Raw genomic sequence first — 25,419 nt, forward strand, 5'->3', positions numbered from 1 at the left:
ACTGCGGGTCAGGAATTTTTTCTCAAGGCGACGCCATGACGACCGACACCAGGATAGAGCGGCCCGAACGACGCTTCATGCTCGATAGCGGCGATGGCGGCCTCAGGGCCGTGATCGCCGAGGGCGGCGCCCGGCTGATCTCGCTGACCATGCCCGACCGCCAGGGTGGCCGGGTCGATATGGTTCATGGCACACGCGGCCATGACCCGGTGATCGCGGGCGACAGGGTCGACATGCATGGGGTCGACATCCATGCCGGCACCATCTGCGGCCGCTATGCCAACCGCATCGCCGGCGCCCGCTGCCCGATCGATGGCCATATGGTCGTGCTGGCGGCGAATGAAGGCACCACCAGCCTGCATGGCGGCCCCGAGGGCTTCGGACAACGGCGCTGGCGGGGTGGCGCTCTGCCCGGTGGCATCTGCTTCCGTCTGGAGTCGGCCGCCGGCGATCAGGGCTTTCCGGGGCGGCTGGCGGTCGAGGCGGTGTATCGGCTGGCGGGCATGCGGCTGAGCCTGGAAATCGCCGCGGTCACCGATGCGCCGACGGTGGTGAACCTCAGCCAGCATGTCTATTGGAACCTTGCCGGCGGCGGCACCATCGCCGGCCATGACCTCGCCATCGCGGCCGCGCATTATCTGGCCGTCGACGAGGCGCTGTTGCCGGTGGGCGCGCCGCAACCGGTCGCCGGCACCCGGTTCGATTTCCGGGCGCCGCGCCGGCTCGATCAATCCGTCGATCACAATTTCTGCCGCATCGCAGGCCGCGGACCACTGCAGGCCGTGGCCCGGCTCAGCGATCCGGGCTCCGGCCGGGCGATGACCCTGTTCACCACCGAACCGGGGCTTCAGGTCTATACCGCCGATCATTTCCATGCCGGACTCGCCGGCGCCGACAGGCCGCTGCGTCACCATGGCGGGGTCGCCCTGGAATCCCAGGCCTTCCCGAACAGCCCCAACCGCCCGGATTTCCCCTCCACCCTACTCCGGCCGGGCATGGCCTATCGCCACGACATCGTCTGGGACTTTTCGGGTCCACCCTTGATTTAATGCCAGAATGATCAAGCTGTTTCATGCTGGCAAAAAACCCGGCCGCTGGCTGGCAGGGGGCCTGGCAGGACATGCGGATGGTGATGCACCGCCGTCCACCCTTGGGCCCCCGCCGCCGGGTGGCGCCTTCCCTGTCAAAGCCCGATAATTGTTGCCGCTTGCGGCCGCGGACGACCTAGCGATCCTCCCGGCTGTGCCACAGCCGGAGCACATAGATCGTGCTGGCCTGGATTTCATAGCGCAGTTCGTATGACCCGACGAGCAGGCGCCGGACCTCGCGCGGCTCGAAGCCGAAGAGCTGCTCGCCAAGACGGGGATTGGTCAGAAGGATGGTCGGGGCATGGGCCAGGGCCTGCACCGCCCGTGCCGCCGCCGGCGGGTTTGCCGGGGCCAGAAAGTCGTGCAGGCGCGCCAGATCGGACAGCGCCTTGCCGGTCCATTTCAGATCCATCAGCGCGGGCGCGGCAGCGGCGTATCATTGGGCGTATCGACGGGCGTATCACTGCCAAGACTGTCGGCCCAGGCCTGCACGGCCTGATGGTCGATCACCCGGCCGGCATCGACATCGGCCAGCGCCTCGCGGGTCAGGCGGTCACGCTCTTCTTCCTGCGCCAGCCAGGCCGACAGCGCCTGCTTCACGATCCAGCCACGCGACCGCTCCAGCCGTTCGGCCATCTGGTCGACCCTGTCGGCCAGGGGCAGCGGCACATGGGCGGTCAGCACCCGGGTTCCGGTCTGTGCCATCGCGGAGGTCACCTTTCGGTCAGAGCCATCTGGTCATCTCCAATCATAGTGATTAAAGATGACCAGTTCAAGCTGCCGACCGACCGGACGGCCCAAGGCGGTCACACGCCGGCCAGAATCCAGGCCGCCGCCTTCTCCGCCATCATCAAGGTGGGGGAATTGGTGTTGCCGCTGGTGATGGTGGGCATGGCGCCGGCATCCACCACCCTGAGGCCGCGCATGCCGCGCACCCGGAAATGCGGGTCGAGCACGGCATCCGGGTCGTCGGCGCGGCCCATGCGGGTGGTGCCGACCGGGTGAAAGATGGTCGAGGCGATGTCGCCGGCCAGCTTGGCCAGTTGTTCGTCGGTTTCGTATTGCGGGCCGGGCTTCCATTCCTCGGGCTGGAACTTCTCCAGCGCCTTCTGACCGCAGATCCGGCGGGTGACGCGCAGCGAATCCGCCGCCACCTTGCGGTCCTCCTCGGTGCTGAGGTAATTGGGCGCGATCAGCGGCGCGTCCTCGAAATTGGGGCTGCGGATGCTGATCGTGCCCCGGCTGGTCGGGTTCAGGTTGCAGACGCTGGCGGTGAAGGCATCGAAGCTGTGCAGCGGCTCGCCGAAGGCATCCAGGCTGAGCGGCTGCACGTGGAACTGGATGTTGGCGGCATTCTTTTCGGCCGAACTGCGGGTGAAAGCGCCGAGCTGCGAGGGCGCCATGCTCATCGGCCCGGTGCGGCGCAGGGCATATTCCAGCCCGATCGTGGCCTTGCCGACCAGATTGCTTGCCAGCCGGTTCAGGGTCCGCGTGCCCTTGACCTTATAGACCGCGCGGATCTGAAGATGATCCTGAAGATTGGCGCCGACGCCGGGCAGATCGTGGCGGACCTCGATGCCGTGGCGGGCCAGCAGACCGGCCGGACCGATGCCCGACACCTGCATGATCTGCGGCGAGCCGACGGCGCCGGCGCTCAACACCACCTCCTGGCGAGCCAATGCCTGCATCCGCTCGCCATTGCGCACCACCTCGACACCGGTGCAACGCATCAGGCCGTCATCATCGGGGGTGGTGATCAGCCGCGCGACCTGGGTCTTGGTCCAGACGGTGAGGTTCGGCCGCACCATCGCCGGCCGCAGAAAGGCCTTGGCGGCATTCCAGCGCCAGCCATTCTTCTGGTTGACCTCGAAATACCCGACACCCTCATTATCACCACGGTTGAAATCGGTGGTCGCGGGCAGCCCGGCCTGTTCGGCCGCCGCCGCCCAGGCGTCCAGGATGTCCCAGCGCAGACGCTGGCGTTCCACCCGCCATTCGCCGCCGGCGGCATGGGCATCGTCGCCGCCTTTGTGATGATCCTCATGGCGCTTGAAGAACGGCAGCACCTGATCCCAGTCCCAGTCGTCCTCGCCGGTGATTTCCGACCACTGGCGATAGTCGCGGGCCTGACCGCGCATATAGATCATGCCGTTGATGCTGGAACAGCCGCCGAGGGTCTTGCCGCGCGGATAGCGCAGCACCCGGCCGTTCAGCCCCGGCTCGGGTTCGGTCATGAAGCACCAGTCGGTGCGCGGATTGCCGATACAGTACAGATAGCCGACCGGCACATGGATCCAGATGTAATCGTCCTTGCCGCCCGCCTCGATCAGCAGCACCCGGCGGTTCGGGTCGGCGCTCAACCGGTTGGCGAGCAGGCAACCGGCGGTGCCGGCGCCGACGATGATGGTGTCGAAGGCGGGCGTCGTGCGTGTCATCGTTTCTTCCCGACCGGGTGCGGCCAGCCGCACGCTTGGGGTTGTTGGGGCATTATGACGGCGGCGTTTCTCTCCGCCTTCATGGATAGCCCCGAACCGCCCGGTTTTCCAGTCAGGTGTTTGTGCAAGAGGACGGGCTAATGCTCTGATCGTGAGGTCGCGGACGCCGGTACGCAGGCGTCGACCTCCGCGATCGAGAGGCTCAGCGAAGGGCCACGGGCGCATCCTGCGCCTGCAATGCAGCGTCAAAAAGCCGCTTTCCGCGACCGGAGAGCCACGCATCAAGGGTGGTCAGCGTGCCGAAATCCCTGCGGAGAGCGTCAATATCCGCCGCCCCGGCGCATCGGCCGTCATCGACGAGCGCTGCCAACCGTCCAAGGAATGCATCCTGCTCAAGGAGACTGTCCGGGAAACGATTATATGTGATCGTCCTGCCTGCAGCTCGGCTGAGCACCTCCTGAATGCCGCGTCCGGTGACCTCGTCTCCGGCAATCTCGATGGTCCGGCCCGCAAAGCGCTCCGGATCGGCAAAAATCAAGGCGACGATCTTTCCGATGTCATCGGCCGCGATGAACTGCATGGATTGATCGGGCCGCATGAAGAAGCTGAACGTTCCCTGGTCCAGGCCCATGCCCGGCAGCATCAGCATTTCCATGAAGGCTGCCGGCCGCACGATCGTGCTACGGATGGGCAGACCACGAATATGCCCTTCGATTTCCGTCTTGCTGTCGAAATGGCCCAGACCGGTTTCGCCTTTGCCCGCAGCGCCACCGGAGGTGTAGACGAGATGCCGGACACGATGCTTCGCGGCCATGTCGGCAACGGTCTTGCCGTAGCGGACCTCCTCTGCGTCGGTGATGCCATACGCAGCACCTTGTCCCGAACTGGGCTGAACGCTGAAGACGCCATACGCGCCCGACATCGCCGCGTCGATGGACGCGACATCCGAAAAGTCGCCCTTGTGCAACGCAACGCCGATGGCCTCAAGCGCCTTTGCCGTCTCGCCAGCGGGCTCCCGGACAAGCGCCCTGACATGCCATCCGGCGCTCCGGAGCGCCCGCGCAACCGCTCCTCCCTGCTGCCCCGTGGCGCCGAACACGAGCACCGATTTTTCGTCCATCATCGTCCGTTCCTTTTCGTAACCATTGAAGGTTACGAAATGGCACTGCTATAAAAACCGCGCAAGACGGCACATTTTTGTGTGCCGGTTACAAAGAGGTGCCTCATGGAAAAGTCGATCCACGGTCGGCCATACATCGAGACGAAGAAGGGGCCGGTCCTCACGCCCTGCGCGCCAAACGGCGTTCTCGCGAGGCTTGGCGACAAATGGACGATTCTCGTGATGAGCATCCTCGCGCTGGAGCCTGCCAGGGCGCTGCGGTTCTCCGAGATCAAGAACGGGATCCCGAGCATTTCACAGCGCATGCTCACCCTCACGCTCCGCAACCTGGAGCGCGATGGACTGGTGACACGCCATTACTTTGCCGAGGTTCCGCCACGCGTCGCCTACGAACTGACGCCGATGGGCAAAACGATGCTACCGGCGCTTGAAGGATTTACCGGTTGGATCAGAGACAACTGGCGGGCCATTGAGCAGGCCCGTCAGCGGTTTGATGCGGCTGGAAGCGACTAGACCAGGTTTCGGTATCAAGCTGGGGTACAGCATAGCTGGCTCGCAGGAACGCGGTCGGCGTTGTCGGCTTGCGACCGAGGAGTGTCTCCAGGTCGCCGGTCCGGCCGTCCCACTCGCCAGCGTTGATGCCATGTGCCCATGCCAGCACGAAGCCGGCAGCCGGCTCGGGCAGCCCCGCTGCCATGAGGTGGGCGATGTAGTCCTGATCCGAGACGGCATTGAACGGCACCGGCTTGCCGCTGATGTCCGACAGAATCCGTGCAACATCCGCGAAGGATACGGCCGGACCGCCATACAGCGCGTAGGCCTTGTTCTCATGTCCGGCTTCGCTCAGCACAACGGCATGCGCTTCTGCCAGCTCATCACGGAGGGCATAGCCCGCCTTGCCCGCCCCGGCCGGCGCAACGACACCCGTCACCAGGGGATTGCCACCGATATAAGAGACGACCGTCTCAAGAAATGGCGGATGACAGACCAGCGTGTAGATCAGGCCTGAGGCCTTCAACCGTTCCTCGACGAAGCGGTCTTCGTCGGTGACCTGCGGCAAATGAAAGGCGGAACCCGCCTTGTGGATGATCGGCATATAGACGATGTGCCTGACGCCCGCCTGCTTTGCCGCGCCAATGACATTCTGATGCTGGGTATTGCGATCGGTAAAAGCCGTGGCGGACACAAGCATGACCTTCTCGATACCCTGGAAGGCGCGCACCAGCCCCTCATAATCAAGGTAGTCGCCCTGGCGGATCTCAATCCCCTCGCCGGAAAGATCTGCCGCCTTGGCCGGATCGCGGGCAAGGCCCGCAAGATCGCTGGCAGGCAGGCGCTTCAGAAGATGTTGGAGGGTCATGCGGCCAATGTTGCCGGTTGCGCCGGTGACGAGGATCCGGGTCATGGATGTCCCTTTCGGTTTATGGGGTGGCGCGGCGCCGTTGTGCCGCGCCCCTTGTTCATTGCGGGCGGACGATGACCGGTCAGGCGACGATCACGATCTTTCCGATCGTTCGTCGGCTTTCGAGCATGTCGTGCGCCGTTTTCATGTTCCGGGCGGTCAGGCCGTCGAGCCGGGTCGTCACGATCGGGCGCAGCCCACCCGAGACGACGCGATCGGCGATCTCAGCGAGGATTTCGCCCTGACTGGCCGGATTGAAGCCGCTGATCACCTTCGCGAAGACCATTTCGGTGTGAACGGATATGGATTTCGACACGATCGGACTTGCGTCGAAGGGCGGTGCGATGTCCACCGCCGACAGATGCCCGAAGGGCCGCAGCAGCCTGGCGATCCAGCTCAGGTTTCCTGCGGTGCCTGCGGTCGAAAGCACCATGTCGACCTGGTCTATGCCGGCGGCGCCGAGCTGAGCGATCACGTCCCGGCTGTGATCGACGACCAGGTCGGCCCCCATCACCGTGCACCACGCCGTCGATTCCGGACGGGAGGCGGTCGCGATGACGAACGCGCCTGTCCTGGCTTTCAGCAACTGGATCGCCATGGAGCCCACACCGCCGGCGCCGCCGACGACGAGCACACGGTCAACCCCGGCCGGCAGCGTATCGCGATCGCGGAACATCGCCTCCCATGCCGTCAGGCCACCGATGGGCAAAGAGGCGGCATCGATGACAGACAGCCGATCGGGGATTCTGGCTGCGACACGATGATCGACGGCAAGGCGTTCGCCCCAGCAGCCATCGCGGGTAACGTCGCCGGTGCCCATCACGCGGTCGCCGACCGCGAAACCCTTTGCCGCCGAACCGACCTGGATCACCACCCCGGCGAATTCCCAGCCCAGAACGACGCGACCGTCTGGTTCGGCGCTACGCACGCTCCTGATATAAGCCTCGCCGGGATTGACGCCGACGGCACGGATGTCGACCATAAGATCTGCATCGCGCAGCGTCGGTTCGGCGACGTCCCGCTCCTCGATCCCGAAGGCGTCGAGAGCATGCGCCGTCTGGTATGCGAGCGCCTTCACAGCACGAACCGATCAACCAGGGTCAGGTTGAGACCCGCCAAGGGACCACCGATCTGCTGCTGCCTGCCACCGATCGCGAGTGTACCGAGATCGACGACGGCAAAGCCGACCTGCTCAAGCACGTCGCCCAGCGCAGTCTTCGCCCCGGCATCGTCACCGGAAATGAAGAGGACGGTTTTTGGTTTATCGGGCGATGCATCATCGATCCACTGCATCGGGATGGTGTTGAACGCCTTGACCACCTTGGCGCCCACCGCCTGATCGGCAACGATCTCGCTGGATGTGGGCCCTGAGAGGTCGCCGAGATCGCGAGGATTGTTGCGGTCGATCCGGTTGGTGGCGTCGATCAGAATACGGTCCGACCAGTCCGGGATCGACGCGAGCGCCTTCGGGACATTGGCCCAGTCGACACTCAAAACGACAACGTCCTGATCGGCAGCCTGTTGCGGGGTGCCGGCGGTCGCACCCTGGCCAAGGCTGCCGACGACATCGGCCAGCGTGTCAGGCCCGCGGCTGTTGCTGAGCAAGACCTCGTGGCCGAATGGCAGTACATGGCGGGCAATCGTCTGCGCGACCACGCCTGCGCCGATGAATCCGAACGTCATGGATGTCTCCTGCAAATCTGCATCCCGCAGCGTTGTCTCGGCGATCATCGACCGTCTTGCGCGTCGACATCGTCGTCCGATCCAGTTAAGACAGGGCAGACTTTCGTTCCAGTACTGACTATTTAGTAAGTGTCTGAATTAGGAGATCAAAATGACCACGACGAATTTCCGGTGCGGCCTGGAAGCGGTTCTGGCCATCCTTGGCGGCAAGTGGAAGCCGCTTATCATTTATCATCTGGCCGGCGGGTCCAAGCGCACCGGCCAGCTCCGTAGGCTCGTTACCAATGTGAGCGAAAAAATGCTGATCCAGCACCTCAAGGAGCTGGCGGATGATGGCGTCATCCGCCGCATTGATTTCCAGAGGGTGCCACCGCATGTCGAATACGAACTGACCGACTTTGGTCGAAGCCTGGCCCAGGTTCTGGCACCGCTCTGCGAATGGGGCACCCATCACAACGCCGAGGTCGCGATGATCGTTCAGAAACGACAATGCGCAGCGAAGGAGGCTTAGAACATCTCAACCCGACCCGATGATTCCACCTGGTCGGGTTGAGATGCTCGATAAACCAACAGTTTTTTTTAGAGTTATGTTGTGCGCCACCCCGATCCGGCGCGATGGCGCCGCCGGTCAGAAGCGGAACACGCCATAGCCCTGCCGATCCATCGGCGCCTGTGCCGCCGCGGCCAGGGCGATGCCAAGGGCATTGCGGGTGTCGACCGGGTCGAGCATGCCGTCATCCCAGATCTCGGACGTCGAATGCCACGACGAGGTCTGCGCCTCGTAATCGCGCTGGGTGGCGGCGCGGACCGCGTCGAGCAGCGCCGGGTCGGGTGCGGCACCATTGCGGGCCATCTGCCGCGCCTTCACATCCGCCAGGGTCCGGCCGGCCTGATCGCCGCCCATCACCCCGATCTGATGGCCGGGCCACGAGAACAGGAAGCGGGCATCATAGGCCCGGCCGCACATGCCGTAATTGCCGGCGCCGAAGGACGCGTTGCACATGACGGTCAGCTTGGGCACATGGCTGCAACTCTGCGCCATGATCATCTTGGCACCATCCTTGGTGATGCCGGCAGCCTCATAGTCGCGCCCGACCATATAGCCGGTGATGTTCTGAAGAAACAGCAGCGGCGTGTCGTTCTGATTGCACAATTCCATGAAATGGGCCGCCTTCAGGGTGCTGTCATTGAACAGCACGCCGTTATTGGCCAGGATGCCGACCCGATAGCCCCACAGATTGGCGAAGCCCGCGACCAGGGTGGTGCCATAGGCCGGCTGGTATTCGTGGAACCGGCTGCCATCGACCATCCGCGCGATCACCTCGCGCATGTCGAAGCCCTTCTTGATGTCGTCGGGCAGAATGCCGTACAGCTCGTCGGGGTCATAAGCCGGGGCTTCCGGCGCGTCGACCGGCGCGATCCATTTCCGCGGCCGGTCCCATTGCGCCACGATCTCGCGGCCGATGGCGATCGCCTCGGTCTCGGTCGCCGCCGGATAGTCGCAGGTGCCGCTGGTGCGGGTGTGCAGGTCGCAGCCGCCCAGATCCTCCACCCCCACCACCTCGCCGGTGGCCGCCTTCACCAGCGGCGGACCGGCCAGGAACACCGCGCCCGTGCCCCGGACGATGACGTTGTAATCGCTCAAGGCCGGCACATAGGCGCCGCCGGCGGTGCAATGTCCGAACACAATCGCAAGCTGCTTGACGCCCATCCGGCTGAGGATCGCCTGATTGCGGAAGATGCGGCCGGCCATGTGCTTGTCGGGGAACAGCTCGGACTGGCGGGGCAGGAAGCCGCCGGCGCTGTCGCAGAGATGCACCACCGGCAGGCGGTTCTCGATCGCGATATCCAGCGCGCGGACGATCTTCTTGATGGTCAGCGGATACCAGGCGCCGCCCTTGATGGAACTGTCATCGGCATGGATCATCACCTCGCGGCCGGAAATGACCCCGATGCCGGTGATGCTGCTGGCCCCCGGCGCCTCGCCGTCATAGGCAAGGCCGGCCGCCAGCGTCGACAATTCCAGGAACGGGGTGCCGGGGTCGAGCAGGCGTTCCAGCCGCTCGCGCGGCAGCATCTTGCCCTGGCGTTCAAGCCTGCGGATATCGGCCTCCGGCCGGTCGTGGCGCGCGGCGCGCTGGCGTTCGCGCAGCTCGGCCACCAGGGCGCGGTTGCGGGCATAGCGCCGGCGGAATTCCTCCGACTGGCCGTCGATCGCGGATCTGATGAAGCTCATCGCCGGGTCATCCTTCGCACAGGGTATCGGCCGGTGCCAGCGACACCAGCACGTCGCCACGGCCGAACGCGGTGTCGGCCGGCGCGTGCAGCCGGGCGATGGCACCGTCACGCGGGGCAATGATCGTCGTCTGAAGCTTCATGCTCTCGATGGTCAGCAGCGCGTCGCCCCGCGCCACCACATCGCCGGCAGCGCAATGCACCGCCACCACGATGCCCGGCATCTCGGCGCACAGATCGTCGCCGCCGGCGCCCGCACCCGCCGCATCACCGCGCCCGTCATCGACGGTCACGTGATGGGTGCGGCCATCGATGCGCAGGAACACGTCATCGCCCGCGACATGACGCCAGCCATGATGCACCCGGCCATCGATGGTGATGGCGAAGCGGCCCGAGCCGCGCGGCCCGGCTGTGTCAGGTCCGGTCGCATCTGGTCCGGATATCTCGTGCACCACACCGTCGACGGCAAGGCGCAGCACCGGGCGGCGGGCGGCGATGTCCAGGCGGACATCCCGGCCGTCGATCGACAGATGAAATTCCATGGGGGATTGCCTCAATTGCGCCAGCCGCCGATCGATGCGTGCGGGTCGGGCGTGTCGTGGATCAGACGGCGCAGCACCGGATGGCCAAGGGCGGCGGCGGCAATCGCCGGCGCCGGGTCCGGCGCGCCGCCGACCAGCGTGGCCGCATGGGTCTCAAGGAAGCCGGTATCCACCGCGCCGGCGATGAACGCCGGATGGCGCAGGATCCGCGCCAGATGATCGATATTGGTGGTAATGCCCAGAATGGCCGTCTGGTCCAGCGCCGCCGCCAGCGCCGCGGCCGCCGCCGCGCGGCTGTCGGCCAGGATGATGATCTTGGCCAGCATGCTGTCGAAGGCCACCGTCACCTCCTGTCCCTGCGCGATGCCACCGTCGAAGCGCAGGCCCGGCGCGCGCGGCACATCCAGCAGCCCGATCCGGCCCACCGCCGGACGGAAGCCGGCCTCGGGCTCCTCGGCGCAGATCCGGCATTCGATCGCATGACCGCGGGCCACGATATCGGCCTGGGTCAGCCGCAAGCCCTCACCCGCCGCGATCCGGATCTGCTCCGCCACCAGATCCAGCCCCAGCACCATCTCGGTCACCGGATGCTCGACCTGAAGCCGGGTGTTCATTTCCAGGAAATAGAATGCCCCGTCCGGGGCCAGCACGAATTCCACCGTGCCGGCGTTGCGATAGCGCGCGGCCGAGGCCAGATCGACCGCCGCGGCGCAGATCGCCTGCCGTAAGGCCGGGTCCAGCCCCGGCGCCGGGGTTTCCTCGACGATCTTCTGATGCCGGCGCTGGATCGAGCAATCCCGCTCACCCAGATGCACCACCCGGCCGGTGCCGTCGCCCAGCACCTGAACCTCGATATGGCGCGGCCGCTCGATCAGCCGTTCGGCATAGATCCGGTCGTCGCCGAAATAGCGCAGAGCCTCGCCGGCGGCGACACGGGCGCTGTCGGCCAGCTCACCCGCATGGCGCACGATCTTCATGCCTTTGCCGCCACCGCCGGCCGATGCCTTGATCAGCAGTGGAAAGCCGACATCACTGGCGGCCGCGTCGAGGAAGCCCGCGACATCATCCTCGCGGATCACGCTGGGGGCGACCGGCACGCCGGCCGTGCGGGCGAAGTCGCGCGAGCGGATCTTGTCGCCCATCAGGCGCATGACATCGGCATCGGGGCCGATGAAGGCGATGCCGGCCGCCTCCGCCCGCTCGGCGAAGCCCGCATCCTCGGACACGAAGCCATAGCCCGGATGCACGGCATCGGCACCTGCGGCGAGGCAGGCCTCGATGATCAGCGCCTTGTCGAGATAGGCGGCGGCGGGGGTGGGGCCGGTGATCTCCACCGCCCGGTCGGCCATCGCCACATGGGGGGCATTGCGGTCGATATGGTGAAAGATCGCGACGCCCTCGATCCCCATGGTCTTCAGCGTCCGCAGGATACGGCAGGCGATTTCACCGCGATTGGCGACCAGAACCGTTCTGAACATGATGTCTTTGACCCTATTCTGCGGAGCGGGCGGCCGCGCGGGCCAGCAGGGCCTGTGCCTGCACCAGATGCGGCCGGTCGAGCATCCGGCCGTCGAGCCCCACAGTGCCGGCGCCATCTGCAGATGCAAATGCGGCAACGATACGCTCTGCGGTTGCGATTGTGGCCGCATCGGGGGTGAAGGCCGCGTTGATCGGCCCGACCTGATCGGGATGTATGGCGATCTTGGCGCGGAACCCGGCATGGGCGGCGGCGCGGGCCGATGCAACCAACCCCTCGCCATCCTTGTAATCCGCCCACAGCGTATCCACCGGGTCGACACCGGCTGCGGTGGCCGCCAGCAGGCACAGATGCCGGACAGTCAGATAGAGCGGGTCCAGCCCGCCACTGGCATCGCGATTGGATACGGCACCCAGCGCCGCCGACAGGTCCTCGGCCCCCCAGGTCATCGCCGCCAGCCGTGCTATCGCCGGCCCGGCATAGCTGTGGAGCGTCAGCACGGCCGCCGGTGTTTCGGTCGCCACCGACAGGATGTGGGTGGCGCCGTGATCGATGCCATATGCCGCCTCGAACGCATCCAGATGATGGCCCAGCCGGATCACGTCATGACGCCCCGCCGCCTTTGGCAGCATGATGCCGGCGGGCCGGCCGGGCATCACGGCGGCAAGATCGGCCAGCGCCGAACCATGGCCATCGGTCAACGGGTTGATCCGCACCCAGAGCTGTGGCCCGCCGGCCGTGCCGCCATGATCGTCCAGCACATCGCGCAACGCAGCCCGCGCCATGGGCTTGCGGTCGCCCGCCACCGAATCCTCAAGATCCAGGATCAGCGCGTCGGCGCCGGAGGTCAGCCCGCGCGCGATCTTGCGCGGCGCATCGGCCGGCACGAACAGATAGGACCGGGCGCCGCTCATGCTCCCGCGTCCCCCGTCTTTCCGCCGGTCGCGGTGCCGGCCGGCATCTTGCGCTTCATCAGCGCATAGCGGTGACAGGTCGCCACCATCTCGTCCTTCTGATTGAAGCATTTGTGCTCGAACACCACCACGCCGGCATCGGGGCGCGACCGGCTGTCGCGCAGCTCGACAACCTCGGTGGTGCTGCGCAGCGTGTCGCCGATATGGACCGGCTTGGGGAATTTCACCCCCTCCATGCCCAGATTGGCGACCGTGGTGCCAAGCGTGGTGTCGCCGACCGACACGCCCAGCATCAGGCCGAAGGTATAGATGCTGTTCACCAGGATGCGGCCAAACTCGGTGCCCTTGCAGAACTCGGCATCCAGATGCAGCGGCTGCGGGTTATGGGTCAGCGTCGTGATCAGCAGATTGTCGGTCTCGGTGACCGTGCGGGTGATCGCATGCACAAAGTGCTGGCCGACGTGGAATTCCTCGAAATGCAGACCGGACATGGGTGGGGGGTATCCCTGGAAGCGGCCGGGGCGCGATGCGCCGGGCCTCAAAGTGAGTGATATTTACTTTATGGCTCAAGATGCCATTGGTCAACGATGTTCAACCGACATAAAACTGCGTATTATCTGACATGTTCCAATTATGAACATGATTCGCTTTTATCCCCGCCGCGGAGACCAGACCGATGACAGATACCGCATCGCCACCCCGTCATGTCGCACCCGGCCCGTTGGCCGGACAGCATTTCGCCGCCGGCCTGCTGGCCGGAAAGACGGCGCTGGTCTCTGGCGCCGGCAGCGGGCTGGGCCGGGCGATCGCGATCGCCATGGCGCGGGCCGGCGCCGATCTGGTGATCTGCGGCCGCCGGCCCGAACCACTGGAGGCGACCGCCACCAGCCTGCGCGATCTGGGCGCGCGGGTGCTGATCCACCCGATGACCATCCGCGATCCCGACCAGGTGGCCGGGCTGTTCACCGCCACCGCCGGCTTCGGCGGCATCGACATTCTGGTCAACAATGCCGGCGGCCAGTTTCCGCAGGCCGCGATCGACATGTCGCCCAAGGGCTGGAACGCGGTGATCGACACCAATCTGAACGGAAGCTGGTACATGATGCAGGCGGCGGCCCGTGCCTGGCGCGATGCGGCGCGGCCCGGGTCGATCGTGTCCATCACCGCCCCGATCTGGCGCGGCATGCCCGGCGTCGCCCATACCTGTGCGGCACGCGCTGGCGTGGTGTATCTGTCGAAGACGCTGGCGGTGGAATGGGCACCGCTCGCCATCCGGGTGAACTGCATCGCCGCCGGCGTGATCGAAAGCGAGGGCATGCGGGCCTATACGCCAGAGGTGCAGCGCGCCTTCGACCGCTCCAACCCGATGATGCGCAAGGGTCGGGTCGACGAGGTCGCAGATGCCTGCCTGTTCCTGGCCGGCCCCACCGCCGGCTATATCACCGGCGAGGTGCTGAACGTCGATGGCGGCCAGCAGATGTGGGGCGAGTTGTGGACCAACGGCCGCCCCGCCTATTTTTCCGGAGACTGACCCGGCGCCGGCACGCGGCGGCACCGGGTCATCCCGGTGCCGCGTCAGCCCTTCAGCAATTCGCCGCTGATGATCAGCTTGCGGATTTCGGTGGTGCCGGCGCCGATCTCCAGCAGCTTCGATGCCCGGTACAGCCGGTTGATCTCGGTCTCGCGCATATAGCCGGCGCCACCGAAGATCTGCACCGCCTCGTTCATCACCCGGCTGCATCCCTCGGCCGCATACAGGATGGCGGCGGCGGTCAGTTTGTGGATGTCGCCGCGCCCGCCCTGGTCATGCTCCATGCCGTTGGCCTGCTCCAGCACCCGATAGCAGAAGCTGCGCATGGTCTCGACCGTCACATACATCTCGGCAAGCTTGGCCTGGATCATCTGGAAATCGCCGATCCGGCGGCCGAACTGCTCGCGGGTGCGAGCATAATCCAGCGCCAGATCGAAGGCGCGCTCGGCCATGCCCAGATTGATCATCGCGACCACGATCCGTTCAAGATCCAGGCCGCTCATCACCACGGCAACGCCCTCGTTCTCGACACCGACCATGTTGGCGGCGGGTACACGGCAGTCGTCGAACACCAGTTCCGCCGTGGTGCTGCCACGGAAGCCCATCTTGTCCAGCTTCTGCGCCACGCTGAAGCCGGGGGTGCCGGCCTCGACCACGAAGGCCGAAATCCCCCTGGCGCCGCGCTCCGGGGCCGTCTTGGCATAGACCAGAACCAGATCGGCGACCGGGCCATTGGTGATATAGAGCTTGGTGCCGTTCAGAATGTAGTCGTCGCCATCCCGCCGCGCGGTGGTGCGCATCGAGCCCAAGGCATCCGATCCGGCCCCCGGCTCGGTCAGGCCCAGCGCGCCGATCGCGGTGCCGGCGCACAGACCGGGCAGAAACCGCGCGCGCACGTCGTCATTGCCGTTGCGCAGAATATTGTTCAGGCACAGGTTCTCGTGCGCCACATAGCTCAGCGAAACCGCATGGTTCCAGCGCCCCAGCGCCTGGGCGATCAGCCCCGATGCGAACAGATCGCTGTCGGCGCCACCAAGTTCGCCCGGCGCGGTGACACCCAGAAAGCCCATCTCGCCCAGCCGGGGCATCACCTGCGGCGGCCACCATTCCTCGTCATCCATCCGCTGTTGCAGCGGATACAGTTCCTTGCGCGCGAAACGGTCGGCGTGGTCCAGGATCTCCTGGCGGTCCGCCGACAGGGTCCAGCCGGATGGCTCGATCCGGTTGGGAAGGGTCTCGATTGCCGTCACGTCCGCATCCTCCCTGAATGCATGAATTGTCACGCGCACGTCGGCCCGCTGGCCGGGCTCACGAGCGCATATCCTCGATCAGCCGGCCGTCATCGGGCAGTCGCCCCACAGCCACCAGCCGCACCTCGCCCTTCAGCCGGGTCAGCGCCGCCAGATCGGCGGCGATCGCCCCGGCGGAAATCTCGTCGCCGGAACCGGTCTCGACCAGCAGGGTCATGCTGTCGCGGCCGTCGTCATGGCCGATCACCAGCCGGCCGCGCGTCACCGCCGGATGCCGGGCCAGCACGCCCGCCACCTGCATCGGATAGACAAACTGCCCCTTCACCTTGGTGCCGTCATCGGCCCGGCCCAGCCAGCCACGGATGCGCATGGCCCCATCTCGTACCGGCACTCGTATCGGCACCTGGGCCGGCACCTGGGCCGGCAGCACCTCGGCACTCAGATCGCCGGTCGCGAACCGGATCAACGGCCAGTCGGGATCGAGCCTGGTCACCACCACCTCGCCCACAGCGCCCGGCACCACCGGATCACCGGTGCCGGGGGTCAGGATCTCGACGATCAGCCGGGCATTGACCAGCATGTCGGGCGACCGCACGCCATCGCTCAGCGTCTCATGCGCGATCATGCCGATCTCGGCGGTGCCATAGCACTGGATCGCCACCACACCGAACCCCGCGATCTCCGCCGCCATGGCCGGCGGAAACGCCTCGCCCGACACCAGGGCATGGCGGAACGGCAGGGGCGTGCCGGCGGCGGCGGCGCTGCGCAGCAGATGCAGCAGGAACGACGGTGTGCCGGTATACCCGGCGGGCTTCAGATGCAGGGCGGCGGCGATCTGCGCCTCGGTATTGCCGATACCGGCCGGAAACACCGCGCAGCCCAGCGCCCAGGCGCCGGCCTCCATCGCCGCACCCGCCGGCGTCAGGTGATAGGAAAAGGCATTGTGCACGATGTCGCCGGCGCGGAACCCGGCCGCGTCCAGCGCCGCCGCCATGCCCCAGTGATCCACGGTGCCGCGCGGCTGGGCTTCGTGGATGCCGCCGGGCGAGGCAAAGACCCGGGCATGATCGCCCGGCCCCCGGACATTGATGCCGGCAAAGGGCGGCCGGGCCGCCTGCAACCCCGCCAGAGTGGATTTGCGCAACACCGGCAGGGTCGCCAGCCCCGCACGGTCGGTGATGCGGTCGGGATCGATGCCGGCCAGTGTCTCGGCATAATGCGGTGTCGTCAGTGCGGCGCGCAGCAGCGCCGGCAGGCCGTCGCCATGAAACCCGGTCATGACCATGTCCTCCCGCCCCTCAACTCAGCCAGCGCTTGCGCCGGCGGTAATGCTTCACCCGGGCATAGTCGACAGGCTCGGCGCCCCCGCCCAGATAGAATTCGCGGATGTCGGGGTTGTCGCGCAGGGATTGCGCGGCACCGCTCATCACCACCCGGCCGTTCTCGATCAGATAGCCATGGGCCGCGATGGCCAGCGCCGCATCGGCGTTCTGTTCCACCAGCAGCACACCCACGCCACTGTCGGCGGCAACACCCGCGATGATCGCGAAGATCTCGTCGACCAGATGCGGCGCCAGTCCCAGGCTGGGTTCGTCGAGCATGATCAGCGACGGGCCGGTCATCAGCGCCCGGCCGATGGCCAGCATCTGTTGTTCACCACCCGACAGATAGCCGGCCTGCGCCCGCGCGCGCTGTCGCAGGCGCGGGAACCGCTCCATCACCTCCTCCATCCGCGCCGCCACGGCCCGGCGGTCACGCTGCATGGTGGTGGCCGCCATCAGGTTCTCGACCGGCGTCAGATGCCCGAACACCCGCCGGCCCTCCAGCACATGCACGATGCCAAGCCGCACGCGTTCGGCCGGCGGCAGGCTGGTGATGTCCCGGCCGCGAAAGGTCAACGTGCCCTTGGTCACCATTCCGCGTTCAGGCTTCAGCAGCCCGCTCACCGATTTCAGGGTTGTGCTCTTGCCGGCGCCGTTGGCCCCGAGCAGGGCGATGATGCCTTGCTCGGGAACGTCCAGTGATACGCCGGACACAGCCATGAACACGCGGTCATAGACCACCTCGACATTGCTCAGGCTGAGCAGCATCGGTGTCACTCCCCCGTTTGGCGGTACTTTTCCGATTCAGCCCGCACCATCTTCCACACCAGATCCTGATGCGCCGAAAACCAGTCGGTCTTCGCCACCCAGCGCGTGCCATCCCACGCCGCCATCCGGCCGGCGCCGCCGCCCTGATGGTCCTCACGCGTCAGCGTGGTCGGCGGCAGCAGGCCCTCGGCATTGAAATCGGTGATGCTGCGGATGCCGATGTTCAGCCGCTCGGCGGTCAGCGGCAGGGTCGGGTCGGCCTCAAGCGCCAGGCGCGCGCCTTCGACCATCATCGCCATCATGCCGACGCCCATGTTGTAATAAGCGGTGCCGACCTTGGCCTCGGGCCCCGCGCCCTTGCCCTTGGCCACCACCTCCGACAGGATGTCGGCGATGATCTTCGGCTCGCGGCCGCTGGCCACGGCCTCGAATTTCAGCACGCCCTTCGTCTGTTCGCGGCCCACGATCTCGGCATCGGATTCCGACAGCCAGACACCGGTTGCCAGCCGGTCGCGGGGGATGCCGTTGCGCACCGCTTCACGCAATGCCACGGTCTGGCCGACACCGGCGCCCCAGATGATCGTCCAGTCGGGCTGGAAACGCCGGACCTGGGTCCAGACCGCCGACTGCTCGCTGCCGGGCGAGGCATAGGGGAAGGTGCCCAGTTCGAAACTGTTTTCTTCCGCCAGCGCGTTCAGCACCGGCAGCGGCTCGCGGCCGAAGGGCGAGTCGATATAGACATAGGCGAGCTTGCGGCCCTTCAGCCCGCCCTCGGTCGCCGTGTTCATGTACGACACCACCGCCGCCGCCTGCGACCAGTACATCGGCGACATCGGGATCACATAGGGGAAGGTGCTGCCGTCGGCGGCGTCGCTGCGGCCGCTGAAGGTGGTCAGCAGGTTCAGATGATCGGCCATCGCCCGGGGCACCAGCGCCCGCGACACCGGCGTCGACAGCGCGTCGATGGTCAGTGCGCCCTGCTGCTTCAGCCGCTCATAGGCCTCGATCCCGCGCTGCGGCTGATTGCCATGGTCCAGCACCAGCGCCTGGAAGGTGGCCCCGCCGATGCCACCCCGGCCATTGACCAGCGCCAGATAGTCGCGCTGGCCCTGATTGTATTCCGACGTCACGAAGGTGTAGACGGCGGTGAAATCCTGCGGCAAGCCGAATTTGATCACTGCATCGTCATTGGCGGCAGCGCTGCCCGTGGCCGCCGCCGATGCCGCAAGGACCGCCGCCAAGGCAAATCCTGCAGCACGAGCCAGAATACCCATGTCGCTTCTCCCCAGAGATCGTGTTCTTTTTTGTGCGTGGAACCGGCCCGCCGCCACCATCAGCCAAGATGGCGGAACGGCCAGACCAGGATGTACTTGCGGATGTTGTCGTAGATCTTGGCCAGGCCCAGCGGCTCGATCAGCAGGAAGCCGATGATCAGCGCGCCATAGACCGCGAGCGGGATATGCGCGATCAGTTCCTGCGAGATGGCGAGATCGCCGGCACGGACAAGGGCGACCAGCCCGGTGTTCAGCAGCAGCGGTGCCGCGAAGATGAAGGCGGCGCCGAGCATGCTGCCGATCACGCTGCCAAGCCCGCCCACGATCACCATCGCCACCAGCTGGATCGAGACGTCCAGATGGAACTGTTCGGGCGTGATCGCGCGGTAATAACAGAAGGCGAGCACCGCGCCGGCCACACCACCGATGAACGAACTGGTCCAGAAGGCCGACAGCTTGTAGCGGAAGCTGTTCACGCCGATGACCTCGGCCGCGTAATCCTTGTCGCGGATGGTGGCGAGCGCGCGGCCATAGCCGGTGCGCGACACGTTCAGCAGGAACGACGCCACCACCACGCACACCGCCAGCGCCACCCAGTAGCGCCCGGCATCGCTGTCCACCGGCACAAGGCCCAGCAGGGTCACCGACGGCGCCTGAAGCGTCGCCTGACTGCCGCCGCTGATCGCCGGCACATGGGCGATGCCGAAATCGACGATGTACTGCATGGCCAGCGTCGAGATCGCCAGATACAGCCCCTTGACCCTGAGGGCGGCCGCGCCGAACACGCTGCCGATCAGCGCCGCCGCCAGCCCGCCGCCCAGCACCGCCAGTTCGAACGGCACCCCCGCCCGGCCCAGATGCACCGAGGCATAGGCGCCGATCGCCATCACCGCCGCATAGCCCAGATGGATCTGGCCGGCGCCGCCCATCAGCAGGTTCAGCCCCATGGCCGCCGTGGCCCAGATCACCATTGGCAAGGCCCAGGCGGTGAGATAGAGCGGCCCCAGCCACAGCGGCACCGTGATGGCCACCACCATCACCACGGCCAGCATCCGGCGATCGAAGGCCAGCGGCCAGAGTTTGCGGTCGGCCACATAGCTGGTGTGGCGGACCCCTGCCCGACGATAGAACATCGGCCTCAGACCCTTTCGATATGGATGCGGCCGAACAGGCCGTAGGGGCGGATCAGCACGGTCAGCAGGATGATCACCGCGGCCACGATGTCGCGGGTGCCGCCGCCAACCACAGGGTCGAGCAGGCCTGCGACCAGGCTTTCGGCGATGCCGACCAGCAGCCCCGCCACCAGCAGCCCGGGCACGCTGTCGAGTCCGCCCAGGATGGCCACCGCCAGCCCCTTGACCAGGAACAGCGACAACGTCCAGTCGACGCCCTGAACCGAGCCCCACAGGATGCCCGCCGATGCGGCGGTGACCCCGGAAATCCCCCAGGCCAGCGCGATCGCATGCTCAACCCGGATGCCCACCGACCATGCGGCGATCTGGTCGTCCGACACCGCCCGCAGCACGATGCCGTGCAGCGTGCCGAAGAACAGCACCGACAGCCCGATCAGCACCAGCGACACCACCCCGCCCACCAGATAAGCGGTGTTGATCAGCATCGGCCCCAGGAAGATCGGATCCTGGCCGATCCCCAGATCCAGGCGCTTGACGTCGGCGCCCCAGATGCCCGGCACCACGCCGCGCAGCATGATCTCGATGCCCAGCGTCACCATGATGATCATGATCGGCGCCTCGCCGGCCATGCGCCGCAGCACCACCCGCTCCAGCACCACGCCCAGGCCGAACATCACCACCAGCACCAGTGGAATGGCAAGCCATGCGGGCAGACCGGCATCGGTCGCCAGCGCCCAGGCGACATAGCCGCCAACCATGGCAAGCGCGCCCTGCGACAGATTTGCGACGCCGGATGCCTTGTAGATCAAGACGATGCCCAGACCCACCAGGGCATAGAACAGGCCGACCAGAGCGCCATTGAGCGCGAGTTCGCCGGCAAAGGCCATATCCATCAGTCAGCGCGCCTCCCGCAGCATGATCCGGCGGCTGGTCATCGCACGCGCGCCGGTCTCATAGGTGATCTCGATATCCAGGGTCGTGGCGTCTCCGGGGCCGTACAGCGCCTCGATCAGCGCGCCATAGCGGCTCTCGATCAGCCCGCGACGCAGCTTGCGGGTGCGGGTGATCTCGCCGTCATCCGCATCGAAATCCTTGTGCAGATTGGCGAAGCGGCGCACACGTTCACCCTCGGGCAGCACGCCGTTGGTGCGCGCCACCGCCTCGCCCACCAGATCCAGCACCTTCGGGTGCTGCGACAGGTCGGCATAGGATGTCCAGGTGACGCCATGTCGCTGCGCCCACTGGCCCACCGCCGCCTCGTCGATGCAGATCAGCGCCGCCAGATGCGGCCGCCCATCGCCAAACACCGCCGCATTGCGGATATAGGGGCTGAACTTCAGCCGGTTCTCGACATGGCCGGCAATGAAGCGCGCGCCGCCGGTGGTGTGGCGGACATCGCCCATCCGGCCCAGCACCACCAGTTCCCCGCCGGCCTCGAGGTGACCGGCATCGCCGGTGCGCAACCAGCGCCGGCCGGCGTCATCCGTCACCAGGGTGTCGTCACCGGCGGCGGCGGCACCCAGATAGCCGTTGAACACCGATCCGGCGCTGATCAGGATCTCGCCCTCGGCCGATATCCTGACCGCCACGCCGGGAAGCGGCCGGCCGACACTATGCGGCATGGCCTCGCCGCCGGTCTGGCAGACCACCAGCGCGCAGCTTTCGGTCTGGCCATAGAACTGCCGAAGGTCGATGCCCAGCGCGCGGAAGAACACATAAGTGTCCTCGCCGATCGCTTCGCCGCCGGTATAGGCGCGGGTGGCGCGCGACAGACCCAGATGATCCTTGATCGGGCCAAAGATCACCGGCTCGCCGACAGCGCGCAGCATCCGCCGCATCATGCCCGGCCGGCGGCCGGCCAGGCGGTCGCGCTCCATACCGGTCGCCAGCGCCATGAAGCGCTGATAGACCGCGCGCTTGAACGCCGTGCTCTCCTCCATGCCAACCTGCACCCGGGTCAGCATCAGATCCCAGGCGCGCGGCGCCGCCAGATACAGGGTCGGCGCCACTTCCCTCAGGTCTCGGGCCACGGTTTCCTGGCGCTCGGGAATGTTCACCACGAAGCGCTGCGCCATGGCGCCGGCGATGCTGAACACGAAATCGCCCACCCAGGCCATCGGCAGATAGGCGATGTGTTCGTCGCCCGTGCGGAAGCAGCCGCCTTCGGCTGCCGCCGCCGCCGCCGCCAGCGCCTGACCATGGCGGATCGGGATGCCCTTGGGCACGCCGGTGGTGCCAGATGAGTGCAGCAGCACCGCGATATCGTCGGCGCCGGCCCGGCCCATGATGTCGTCCATAAGCCCCGGTTCGGCCGCGAGCCGCGCCCGACCGCGCGCCGCCAGATCGGCCAGCGCCACCAGCCCGGGCTCGTCATAGCCGGCGATGCCGCGCGGATCGTCATAGATGATCGTCGCGGGCAGGCCCGATGTAGCGCGCAGCGCCAGCAGCTTGTCGGTCTGCTCCTGATCCTCGGCCAGCGCGAAGCACGGCTGCGCGATGCGGGTGAAGTGCACCAGTTCCTCGGGCGGCACGTCGGGGAACACGGGCGATGCGAAACCGCCCAGCGCCATGGCCGCGACCGATCCGAAATACAGCGCCGCCCGGTTGTCGCCCAGCACCGCCAGGGCATCGCCCCGCCGGAAGCCCAGCGCGTCGAGCCCGGCCGCGATCGCCGCCACCCGGTCGCGATAATCACGCCAGTCATAGGTCTGCCAGATGCCCAGCGCGCGCTCGCGCAGGGCCGGCCGATCGCCATGATCGCGGGCATTCGCCGCCAGGATCGTCAGCACGCTGGTTCCGCGCCCGCTATCTGGCGGTGCTAGCGGGCCGGCTTGCGGCTGCGCCGGCCGGTCGGCGGCAGGCGCAGCCAGCCGTCCGCCATGGGGTTCTGCCAACCGCTCAGGCCGCACGGGTCCGCCCCTTCCCCAGATAGGCCGCGACCACCGCCGGCTCGGCGATCACCGCATGGGGGTCGCCCTCGGCAATCGGCTCGCCATAGCTCAGCACCAGCAGGCGGTCGCACAGGGCGGTCACCACGTCCATGTGATGCTCGATCAGCAGCACCGCGGCGCCAAAGGCGTCGCGGGCGTCCAGGATGAAACGGGCCATGTATTCCTTCTCTTCCTGGTTCATGCCGGCCATTGGTTCGTCCAGCACCAGCAGTCGGGGCTCGGCTGCCAGTGCCCGCGCCAGTTCCACGCGCTTCTGCAACCCCAGCGGGATCACCTCCACGGCCATATCGCGGACATCCTGCAATTGCAGGAAGTCGATGATGTCCTCGACATGGCGGCGGTGGCGGATCTCGGCCGGCCGCGCCCAGACCGGATAGAACAGCGATTTCAGCGCGCCGGGCCGCATGTGGATGTGCCGGCCGACCAGGATGTTGTCGAGCACGCTCATGCCCCGGAACAGCGCCAGATTCTGGAAGGTCCGGGCGATGCCCAGCTGCGCGATGCGGTGCGGCTTCAACCCCTTCAGGTCGCGGCCATCGAACATGACCCGGCCGGCATCCGGCGGATAGAAGCCGGTGATGGCATTGACCATGGTGGTCTTGCCGCTGCCATTCGGCCCGACCAGCCCGAAGATCTGGCCGGGGCTGATCGCGATCGACACGGATTTCAACGCCTTCAGCCCGCCGAACGACCGGTCTATGCGGTCGCAGACCAGCAGAGGCGGCGCGCCGGTTCGCGACCGCGCGGCCGCGTCGGACGGATCGGTGGACATGGCGGGGCCTGCGTCGGCGCGCGGCAGATCAGCCGGGCCGGCAGCCTCGCGAACGAGGGTCGGTGCGGTCATCGGATTGGGGGGCCTTCTTCAGCGGCCGTATCGGCGGATGGCCATGCGCGTCGTGGCGCGGCGTGATCACGAACTTCGCGGGCGTCGCTGCCCCGGCCGAAGTCATCTCCCTGTCTGCGCGCCGGTTCTGCATGTCTTGTTGTCCGGCGACATGCCTAGTGAACGTTACTCACTTTTATGAGTCAATGCAAAATGACAACGGCGGACGCATCATCCGCATGCCGGAGCAATTATCCGGAATGAGAGGCAATATACTGCAATGCACGCAAAATTTCCGCACCGCACCACGGCGATGGCCGGATTCGCCTCCGGCATCGCGCGGACATTGTCAGTAAGTATGGTTCACTTATGTGCTGGCTGCGCCTCGATCCGGGCGATCGCCGCCTCCAGACGGTCCAGCAGACCGCAGGCAGGGTCGGGCTCGGCGGCGGCAGGCGGCGCCATGCCACGCACCAACGCGTCAGTCAATGCGTCGGCAATGGCGGGCACGTCGATGCGGCCACGGCCGCTCATGGCGCGCCACGCCACATGTTCCAGAGTTCCGAACACCAGATAGCGCACCAGCCGTACGGGGAAATCGGCCCGGACCTCGCCCCGCGTGATCGCATCCTGCACGATGGCCTGGGTGATGCCGGTATAACGGCGGTTCACATCCAGAATGATGGATTCGAAATAATCGTCATGGCTGCGGGCTTCGCGCAGAAATACTTTCGATATGCCCGCGTTCGTCAGAAGGTTCTGAAGATGGAAGCCGAAAATATACCGCAGCTTCTCATGAAATCCGGTGATATGCGGCAGATTCGCCTCTATTTCGACGATCAGACCATCGTAATAGCGGACAAGAACCTGCCCGAGCAGATCCTTCTTGCTGTCGAAATGCTTGTAGATCGTGCCTTCGGCGATGCCCACCCGGCGCGCGATCTCGGAAATCGACGCCCCCTCATAGCCACGCTCGGCAAACACGTCATGGGCGGTTTCCAGGATGGTGCGCGTCCGGGCCAGGGTTTTCGGCCGCACGCTGCGCTTGCGCGGCTCGGGCACATCGGCGCTGGTCTCGGGGCTGGTCTCGGTCATCTTGGGCAACGGCGCTCCAGGTCACGGACAGGGCGGCCGGCCGGGCGATCAGGCCGCTCCCGTCTTCCTAGCATGCCCACCTTGCAGACTTCCATCGGCAACCGGCCCGATCCGGAACCACGCGGCATAGAGCGCGGGCGGTGAGTAGCCCGAATCGGGTCGGGTCGGATTGAGGGTCATCGCCCGGCGGCCGACCCGTCATATCATTATCCGCAATGAGCTCTCACCGGGGAACACTGGCCGCCACAACCTGCGTCAACGAATATCCACCGACGCGGTAGCACGGCTTGCGGGTGACATGATCTTGCACCTAATGTGCGACCGGACAGGCACCATCCGGACGGCCGACAGGCCTTGATCCGGGCAGCAGGAGCCG

At 66.4% G+C, this 25,419-nt stretch carries 25 protein-coding genes; 4 read left to right on the plus strand and 21 right to left on the minus strand.

From position 1 onward, the window contains the following. Nucleotides 1–35 precede the first annotated feature (35 nt). Complete coding sequence (locus tag IEW15_RS08835; RefSeq protein WP_188576932.1) at nt 36–1,049, plus strand: aldose epimerase family protein; 1,014 nt, start codon at nt 36–38, stop codon at nt 1,047–1,049. Between the two features lie 175 nt (nt 1,050–1,224). Here the strand turns inward: IEW15_RS08835 and IEW15_RS08840 are convergent, their stop codons facing one another. The 4 genes from IEW15_RS08840 to IEW15_RS08855 all read right to left on the minus strand — a co-directional run bounded on the left by IEW15_RS08840 (nt 1,225) and on the right by IEW15_RS08855 (nt 4,646). Further along, entirely contained in the window at nt 1,225–1,500 is a 276-nt protein-coding gene (locus tag IEW15_RS08840; protein WP_188576934.1) for a type II toxin-antitoxin system RelE/ParE family toxin, read from the minus strand. Further along, nucleotides 1,500–1,793 (minus strand): CopG family ribbon-helix-helix protein, encoded by a 294-nt coding sequence (locus tag IEW15_RS08845; protein WP_188576936.1) that lies wholly within the window; start codon nt 1,791–1,793, stop codon nt 1,500–1,502. Before IEW15_RS08845 ends, IEW15_RS08840 begins: the two co-directional genes overlap by 1 nt. 101 nt (nt 1,794–1,894) lie before the next feature. After that, nucleotides 1,895–3,523 (minus strand): GMC family oxidoreductase, encoded by a 1,629-nt coding sequence (locus IEW15_RS08850; protein ID WP_188576938.1) that lies wholly within the window; start codon nt 3,521–3,523, stop codon nt 1,895–1,897. Nucleotides 3,524–3,725: 202 nt separating this feature from the next. Next, a complete protein-coding gene (locus IEW15_RS08855; RefSeq protein ID WP_188576940.1) occupies nt 3,726–4,646 on the minus strand; it encodes an NmrA/HSCARG family protein in 921 nt (306 codons plus the stop codon). Between the two features lie 102 nt (nt 4,647–4,748). Between IEW15_RS08855 and IEW15_RS08860 the strand changes: the two genes are divergently transcribed. Next, on the plus strand, nt 4,749–5,156 hold the full coding sequence (locus tag IEW15_RS08860; RefSeq protein ID WP_188576942.1) for a winged helix-turn-helix transcriptional regulator: 408 nt from the start codon (nt 4,749–4,751) through the stop codon (nt 5,154–5,156). Here the strand turns inward: IEW15_RS08860 and IEW15_RS08865 are convergent. The 3 genes from IEW15_RS08865 to IEW15_RS08875 all read right to left on the minus strand — a co-directional run bounded on the left by IEW15_RS08865 (nt 5,092) and on the right by IEW15_RS08875 (nt 7,776). Further along, a complete protein-coding gene (locus tag IEW15_RS08865; protein ID WP_188576944.1) occupies nt 5,092–6,048 on the minus strand; it encodes an SDR family oxidoreductase in 957 nt (318 codons plus the stop codon). The genes IEW15_RS08860 and IEW15_RS08865 overlap by 65 nt on opposite strands. A 79-nt stretch (nt 6,049–6,127) precedes the next feature. After that, nucleotides 6,128–7,123, minus strand: a complete 996-nt coding sequence (locus IEW15_RS08870) for a zinc-binding dehydrogenase (RefSeq protein WP_188576946.1) — start codon at nt 7,121–7,123, stop codon at nt 6,128–6,130. After that, the gene (locus IEW15_RS08875) at nt 7,120–7,776 is read right to left on the minus strand and encodes an NADPH-dependent F420 reductase (RefSeq protein ID WP_229707946.1); all 657 of its coding nucleotides are present in this window, start codon (nt 7,774–7,776) and stop codon (nt 7,120–7,122) included. Before IEW15_RS08875 ends, IEW15_RS08870 begins: the two co-directional genes overlap by 4 nt. Nucleotides 7,777–7,879: 103 nt before the next feature. Here IEW15_RS08875 and IEW15_RS08880 point away from each other — a divergent pair, with 103 nt between their 5' ends. Further along, complete coding sequence (locus IEW15_RS08880; RefSeq protein ID WP_188576948.1) at nt 7,880–8,239, plus strand: winged helix-turn-helix transcriptional regulator; 360 nt, start codon at nt 7,880–7,882, stop codon at nt 8,237–8,239. A gap of 117 nt (nt 8,240–8,356) precedes the next feature. Here IEW15_RS08880 and IEW15_RS08885 read toward each other — a convergent pair whose 3' ends face one another. From IEW15_RS08885 to IEW15_RS08905, 5 genes are read right to left on the minus strand one after another with little or no spacing between them, the layout of a single operon-like run. Next, the gene (locus IEW15_RS08885) at nt 8,357–9,964 is read right to left on the minus strand and encodes an acyl-CoA carboxylase subunit beta (RefSeq protein WP_188576950.1); all 1,608 of its coding nucleotides are present in this window, start codon (nt 9,962–9,964) and stop codon (nt 8,357–8,359) included. Nucleotides 9,965–9,971: 7 nt separating this feature from the next. Further along, the gene (locus IEW15_RS08890) at nt 9,972–10,505 is read right to left on the minus strand and encodes an acetyl-CoA carboxylase biotin carboxyl carrier protein subunit (protein WP_188576953.1); all 534 of its coding nucleotides are present in this window, start codon (nt 10,503–10,505) and stop codon (nt 9,972–9,974) included. Between the two features lie 11 nt (nt 10,506–10,516). After that, nucleotides 10,517–11,983: an acetyl-CoA carboxylase biotin carboxylase subunit gene (locus tag IEW15_RS08895; RefSeq protein ID WP_188576955.1), complete on the minus strand. Its 1,467-nt coding sequence runs from the start codon at nt 11,981–11,983 to the stop codon at nt 10,517–10,519. 13 nt (nt 11,984–11,996) lie between these two features. Next, nucleotides 11,997–12,896, minus strand: a complete 900-nt coding sequence (locus IEW15_RS08900; RefSeq protein ID WP_188576957.1) for an HpcH/HpaI aldolase/citrate lyase family protein — start codon at nt 12,894–12,896, stop codon at nt 11,997–11,999. Then, on the minus strand, nt 12,893–13,387 hold the full coding sequence (locus IEW15_RS08905; protein ID WP_188576958.1) for a MaoC family dehydratase: 495 nt from the start codon (nt 13,385–13,387) through the stop codon (nt 12,893–12,895). The genes IEW15_RS08900 and IEW15_RS08905 overlap by 4 nt, the downstream gene beginning before the upstream one ends. A gap of 185 nt (nt 13,388–13,572) precedes the next feature. Between IEW15_RS08905 and IEW15_RS08910 the strand changes: the two genes are divergently transcribed. Then, the gene (locus IEW15_RS08910; RefSeq protein ID WP_188576960.1) at nt 13,573–14,427 is read left to right on the plus strand and encodes an SDR family oxidoreductase; all 855 of its coding nucleotides are present in this window, start codon (nt 13,573–13,575) and stop codon (nt 14,425–14,427) included. 44 nt (nt 14,428–14,471) lie between these two features. Here IEW15_RS08910 and IEW15_RS08915 read toward each other — a convergent pair whose 3' ends face one another. From IEW15_RS08915 to IEW15_RS08955, 9 genes are all read right to left on the minus strand, one after another. Beyond that, nucleotides 14,472–15,677: an acyl-CoA dehydrogenase family protein gene (locus tag IEW15_RS08915; protein ID WP_229707947.1), complete on the minus strand. Its 1,206-nt coding sequence runs from the start codon at nt 15,675–15,677 to the stop codon at nt 14,472–14,474. A 58-nt stretch (nt 15,678–15,735) separates the two neighbouring features. Further along, on the minus strand, nt 15,736–16,956 hold the full coding sequence (locus IEW15_RS08920) for a phenylacetate--CoA ligase family protein (RefSeq protein WP_229707948.1): 1,221 nt from the start codon (nt 16,954–16,956) through the stop codon (nt 15,736–15,738). Nucleotides 16,957–16,975: 19 nt separating this feature from the next. Beyond that, nucleotides 16,976–17,767 carry an ABC transporter ATP-binding protein gene (locus IEW15_RS08925; protein WP_188576964.1) on the minus strand — a complete coding sequence of 264 codons (792 nt, stop codon included), beginning with the start codon at nt 17,765–17,767 and terminating at the stop codon, nt 16,976–16,978. A 5-nt stretch (nt 17,768–17,772) separates the two neighbouring features. Then, nucleotides 17,773–19,041: an ABC transporter substrate-binding protein gene (locus IEW15_RS08930; RefSeq protein WP_188576967.1), complete on the minus strand. Its 1,269-nt coding sequence runs from the start codon at nt 19,039–19,041 to the stop codon at nt 17,773–17,775. 59 nt (nt 19,042–19,100) lie between these two features. Next, on the minus strand, nt 19,101–20,174 hold the full coding sequence (locus tag IEW15_RS08935) for a branched-chain amino acid ABC transporter permease (protein ID WP_188576982.1): 1,074 nt from the start codon (nt 20,172–20,174) through the stop codon (nt 19,101–19,103). A 5-nt stretch (nt 20,175–20,179) separates the two neighbouring features. After that, entirely contained in the window at nt 20,180–21,067 is an 888-nt protein-coding gene (locus tag IEW15_RS08940) for a branched-chain amino acid ABC transporter permease (protein ID WP_188576984.1), read from the minus strand. 3 nt (nt 21,068–21,070) lie between these two features. Further along, a complete protein-coding gene (locus IEW15_RS08945) occupies nt 21,071–22,963 on the minus strand; it encodes an AMP-binding protein (RefSeq protein ID WP_229707949.1) in 1,893 nt (630 codons plus the stop codon). A 109-nt stretch (nt 22,964–23,072) separates the two neighbouring features. Next, nucleotides 23,073–23,897 carry an ABC transporter ATP-binding protein gene (locus IEW15_RS08950; protein WP_188577032.1) on the minus strand — a complete coding sequence of 275 codons (825 nt, stop codon included), beginning with the start codon at nt 23,895–23,897 and terminating at the stop codon, nt 23,073–23,075. Between the two features lie 414 nt (nt 23,898–24,311). Then, entirely contained in the window at nt 24,312–25,043 is a 732-nt protein-coding gene (locus tag IEW15_RS08955) for a TetR/AcrR family transcriptional regulator (RefSeq protein ID WP_188576986.1), read from the minus strand. Between the last annotated feature and the right edge of the window lie 376 nt (nt 25,044–25,419).

Origin of the sequence: Tistrella bauzanensis, from assembly GCF_014636235.1 — a bacterium.
Taxonomy (GTDB): Bacteria; Pseudomonadota; Alphaproteobacteria; order Tistrellales; family Tistrellaceae; genus Tistrella; species Tistrella bauzanensis.

What these genes read in the sequence shown, in the direction of transcription:
- IEW15_RS08835 (WP_188576932.1), top strand. Translation starts at nt 36, where the DNA reads ATGACGACCGACACCAGGATAGAGCGGCCCGAACGACGCTTCATGCTC.
- IEW15_RS08955 (WP_188576986.1), bottom strand. Translation starts at nt 25,043, where the DNA reads ATGACCGAGACCAGCCCCGAGACCAGCGCCGATGTGCCCGAGCCGCGC.
- IEW15_RS08925 (WP_188576964.1), bottom strand. Translation starts at nt 17,767, where the DNA reads ATGCTGCTCAGCCTGAGCAATGTCGAGGTGGTCTATGACCGCGTGTTC.
- IEW15_RS08845 (WP_188576936.1), bottom strand. Translation starts at nt 1,793, where the DNA reads ATGGCACAGACCGGAACCCGGGTGCTGACCGCCCATGTGCCGCTGCCC.
- IEW15_RS08860 (WP_188576942.1), top strand. Translation starts at nt 4,749, where the DNA reads ATGGAAAAGTCGATCCACGGTCGGCCATACATCGAGACGAAGAAGGGG.
- IEW15_RS08895 (WP_188576955.1), bottom strand. Translation starts at nt 11,983, where the DNA reads ATGTTCAGAACGGTTCTGGTCGCCAATCGCGGTGAAATCGCCTGCCGT.
- IEW15_RS08900 (WP_188576957.1), bottom strand. Translation starts at nt 12,896, where the DNA reads ATGAGCGGCGCCCGGTCCTATCTGTTCGTGCCGGCCGATGCGCCGCGC.
- IEW15_RS08840 (WP_188576934.1), bottom strand. Translation starts at nt 1,500, where the DNA reads ATGGATCTGAAATGGACCGGCAAGGCGCTGTCCGATCTGGCGCGCCTG.
- IEW15_RS08935 (WP_188576982.1), bottom strand. Translation starts at nt 20,174, where the DNA reads ATGTTCTATCGTCGGGCAGGGGTCCGCCACACCAGCTATGTGGCCGAC.
- IEW15_RS08885 (WP_188576950.1), bottom strand. Translation starts at nt 9,964, where the DNA reads ATGAGCTTCATCAGATCCGCGATCGACGGCCAGTCGGAGGAATTCCGC.
- IEW15_RS08920 (WP_229707948.1), bottom strand. Translation starts at nt 16,956, where the DNA reads ATGACCGGGTTTCATGGCGACGGCCTGCCGGCGCTGCTGCGCGCCGCA.
- IEW15_RS08950 (WP_188577032.1), bottom strand. Translation starts at nt 23,897, where the DNA reads ATGTCCACCGATCCGTCCGACGCGGCCGCGCGGTCGCGAACCGGCGCG.
- IEW15_RS08940 (WP_188576984.1), bottom strand. Translation starts at nt 21,067, where the DNA reads ATGGATATGGCCTTTGCCGGCGAACTCGCGCTCAATGGCGCTCTGGTC.
- IEW15_RS08910 (WP_188576960.1), top strand. Translation starts at nt 13,573, where the DNA reads ATGACAGATACCGCATCGCCACCCCGTCATGTCGCACCCGGCCCGTTG.
- IEW15_RS08880 (WP_188576948.1), top strand. Translation starts at nt 7,880, where the DNA reads ATGACCACGACGAATTTCCGGTGCGGCCTGGAAGCGGTTCTGGCCATC.
- IEW15_RS08855 (WP_188576940.1), bottom strand. Translation starts at nt 4,646, where the DNA reads ATGATGGACGAAAAATCGGTGCTCGTGTTCGGCGCCACGGGGCAGCAG.
- IEW15_RS08890 (WP_188576953.1), bottom strand. Translation starts at nt 10,505, where the DNA reads ATGGAATTTCATCTGTCGATCGACGGCCGGGATGTCCGCCTGGACATC.
- IEW15_RS08865 (WP_188576944.1), bottom strand. Translation starts at nt 6,048, where the DNA reads ATGACCCGGATCCTCGTCACCGGCGCAACCGGCAACATTGGCCGCATG.
- IEW15_RS08905 (WP_188576958.1), bottom strand. Translation starts at nt 13,387, where the DNA reads ATGTCCGGTCTGCATTTCGAGGAATTCCACGTCGGCCAGCACTTTGTG.
- IEW15_RS08930 (WP_188576967.1), bottom strand. Translation starts at nt 19,041, where the DNA reads ATGGGTATTCTGGCTCGTGCTGCAGGATTTGCCTTGGCGGCGGTCCTT.
- IEW15_RS08850 (WP_188576938.1), bottom strand. Translation starts at nt 3,523, where the DNA reads ATGACACGCACGACGCCCGCCTTCGACACCATCATCGTCGGCGCCGGC.
- IEW15_RS08875 (WP_229707946.1), bottom strand. Translation starts at nt 7,776, where the DNA reads ATGATCGCCGAGACAACGCTGCGGGATGCAGATTTGCAGGAGACATCC.